Below are 3,007 nucleotides of genomic sequence, written 5' to 3'. Positions count from 1 at the left end.
CGGTCGATGTGTTTGGCGATCATGGCTTGAGCAGTTTGCTGAAAGAAGGTACTCATGGAAAATCCCCTAAATGTCTTGGTGGGAATTTAGGGGATTTTGGGGAATTTTGCAAAGGTCTCAGCTTGATTAGAGGGTCATGGAGGTGTCGTCAGCGGCAACAGTCCGATGCAGGCGATACCAATTGTACAGGCGCAAGATGCACAAGAAAGCGATGATGGGCATACAGGCTGCGGTAACCAGATAACGCGGGTTGCTGAAGTTTAAAACATTGTGCCCGGAAAGCAGCGACAAAGCGGCATGCAACCATTCCCATAAAGAAGAAATGCTGAATGCCAAAACAGCCAACAGGCCGAGGGTTCGGAAAATACCGATGGGCAGGATTTGTTGGCGTAATACGGCGCGGTTGAGTTGGAACAAGACAATCAAACCGAAGCCGATAATGCAGACCATGCCGCCGTTGGCGACGATTTGCAGGCTGTTGAAGGCAATGTCGGGCGTAACGGAAATTGTACCGGATTGATTGGAGGCGGTTTGTTGCAAATTTAAGCCTTGCATGACATTAAGTACGAAACCGTAGATCAGGTCAGCCAAAACGATGCCGATGGGTAGCGGAGTCAAAAAACGTTTCATGGATCAGTTGAGTATTCTATTAGTATGAGGGAGGCCGTCTGAAAATCAAAAATGACGACGTGAGAGTGTATTGTATCCGATAGGAAAGTAGGTTAATGCAAAAATAAATTTAGTTTAAGTCAGAAAATCATGTAATTTTACGCCAACATTATTGCATTAAGAGTACAATCTTCTTCATTATCAAACGTGAAATCAACAGGAAAGGACGTTTACATGAGCGAATTGCAACGTGATTTAACCCGTATCAGCCACAATACCAAAATTGTTGCCACACTGGGTCCGGGCAGCAACAATGTACAATTGTTGGAAGACATGATCCGTGTCGGTGGCCTTAATGTCGTCCGTTTCAATTTCAGCCACGGTACGCCGGAGTTTCATGAAGAAAATGCGCGTATCGTACGCGAAGCCGCGAAACGTGCGGGTCAGGAAATCGCCATTCTTGCCGACTTGCAAGGGCCTAAAATCCGCGTGGGCAAAATTGCAGGCGGCAGCATCGAGCTGAATAAGGGTGAAACCTTGATTTTGGATGCCGCACTTGAAGGCGAAGGCACACGCGAAGCGGTTGGCCTGGACTACCGCGATTTGCCGAATGACGTCGTTGCCGGCGATGTTTTGTGGCTGGACGACGGCCTGTTGACGTTGACCGTTGAAGCGGTTGAAGGAAGTAAGATTATTACAAGGGTAGAAAACAGCCATGTGCTGAAAAGTAACAAAGGTATCAATAAACGCGGCGGCGGCCTGTCTGCCGGTGCGTTGACTGAAAAAGACTTTCGTGACCTGAAAACGGCAATTGCCATCGGTTGCGACTACTTGGCCATCAGCTTTGTGAAATCTGCCGAAGATTTGCACATCGCACGCGCCAAAGTCGAAGAAGAAATGAAAGGCAGCATTGCCGTACGCCCCGGTTTGGTTTCCAAAATCGAGCGCGTAGAAGCCATTGAAAATCTGGACGAAATCATCCTTGCCAGCGACGGTATTATGGTTGCCCGCGGCGACTTGGCAGTGGAAGTCGGTCATGCCGCCGTACCTGCCCTGCAAAAACGCATGATCCGCCGCGCCCGCGAGTTGCGCCGCTTCAGCATTACCGCAACTCAAATGATGGAATCGATGATTACCAACCCTGTACCGACTCGCGCGGAAGTCAGTGACGTGGCCAACGCGGTATTGGACGGTACCGATGCGGTGATGTGTTCCGCCGAAACCGCCGTCGGCGCGTATCCGTTTGAAACCGTCAGCCAAATGGCGATTATTTGTGCGGCTGCGGAAAAAGAACAAGATTCGCTCAACGGCGTTGCCGAACAGGTTGAGTATCCCGAAGCCGTCAGCACCAACTTGGCGATTGCCGGCGGTGCGGTCAGCGTGGCGCGAGCAGTTCACGCCAAAGCCATCGTTGCCCTGACTGAAAGCGGTTCGACCGCCTTCGAAGTCAGCCGCCACAACATCACTCTGCCGATTTTTGCCCTGACGCCGAGTGTTTCAGCACAACGCCGCATGGCGATGTACCGTGGCGTGCGTCCGTTGATTTTGGCAACCAGTACCGATCACGATACCGCGCTGAACGAAGTGGAAGCCATGCTGGTAGAACACAAAATCCTCCAAAGCGGCGACCAATACATCATCACCAGCGGTTCGCAAATGCGCGAATCCGGTTCGACCAATACGCTGGAAGTGTTGCAGGTTAAATAATTGCAGTGATCCGATAATTGGAAAAGCAGGCTGTTTTAGCCTGCTTTTTTTGTGTAAAAAAAGAAAAGATTAGGCAAAAATAATGATGTAGTATAGAATTGAGTGCCTATACTAAATCAATAAAGGACGTTTCAGACGGCCTTTTTCTTTGTCCGCTACTTTCACGGTAAATCAAAATGATTCATTTCAATCTGAAAAAAACAGCATTTATTTTAAGCGCAGCACTGTTATCTACCGCCGTCCAAGCCTCCGGCTACCACTTCGGCACACAATCCGTTAACGCACAAGGCACGGCCAACGCCGCCGCCGCCGAAGCCGCCGATGCATCAACCATTTTCTACAATCCGGCCGGTTTGAGCAAAATCGACAGCAGCCAAATTTCCGTCAACGCCAATATCGTTTTCCCAAGCATTCATTATGAGGCGGAATCTGCGAAACACTTCCGCACGGGTGCCGATGTCAGCGGCTCGACCAGCGGCAAAATTACCGAAACCACCGTTGCTCCACACGTTTATGGCGCGTACAAAGCCAGCGACGATGTAACTTTGGGTTTGGGCGTGTACGTTCCTTTCGGTTCGGCAACCGAATACGAAAAAGATTCCGTCTTACGCCACAACATCAACAAACTGGGTTTGACCACCATCGCCATCGAGCCGGTAGTCGCGTGGAAACTGAATGAGCAGCACGCTGT

Annotated in this window: 3 protein-coding genes; 2 read left to right on the top strand and 1 reads right to left on the bottom strand. The window is 50.1% G+C overall.

The features are described 5' to 3' along the window. Nucleotides 1-126: 126 nt before the first annotated feature. Nucleotides 127-630 (bottom strand): hypothetical protein, encoded by a 504-nt coding sequence (locus ACTHSP_RS19175; RefSeq protein WP_440346693.1) that lies wholly within the window; start codon nucleotides 628-630, stop codon nucleotides 127-129. Nucleotides 631-843: 213 nt separating this feature from the next. On the opposite strand from ACTHSP_RS19175, the gene pyk reads away from it, so the two are divergent. Together pyk and ACTHSP_RS19165 are read left to right on the top strand one after the other, a co-directional pair. After that, nucleotides 844-2,316, top strand: coding sequence for a pyruvate kinase (pyk, locus tag ACTHSP_RS19170; RefSeq protein ID WP_314513343.1), 1,473 nt, complete (start codon nucleotides 844-846; stop codon nucleotides 2,314-2,316). A 176-nt stretch (nucleotides 2,317-2,492) separates the two neighbouring features. Then, on the top strand, nucleotides 2,493-3,007 hold a 515-nt coding region (locus tag ACTHSP_RS19165), incomplete at its 3' end, for an OmpP1/FadL family transporter (protein ID WP_440346692.1).

This window comes from Neisseria sp. P0001.S005 (assembly GCF_051963715.1).
Note: the sequence above shows the minus strand (reverse complement) of the source record. Positions and strands in the feature narration are given on the sequence as shown.

Excerpts from the sequence above, each read along its gene's own strand:
- ACTHSP_RS19175 (WP_440346693.1), bottom strand. The coding sequence starts at position 630 with ATGAAACGTTTTTTGACTCCGCTACCCATCGGCATCGTTTTGGCTGAC.
- pyk (WP_314513343.1), top strand. The coding sequence starts at position 844 with ATGAGCGAATTGCAACGTGATTTAACCCGTATCAGCCACAATACCAAA.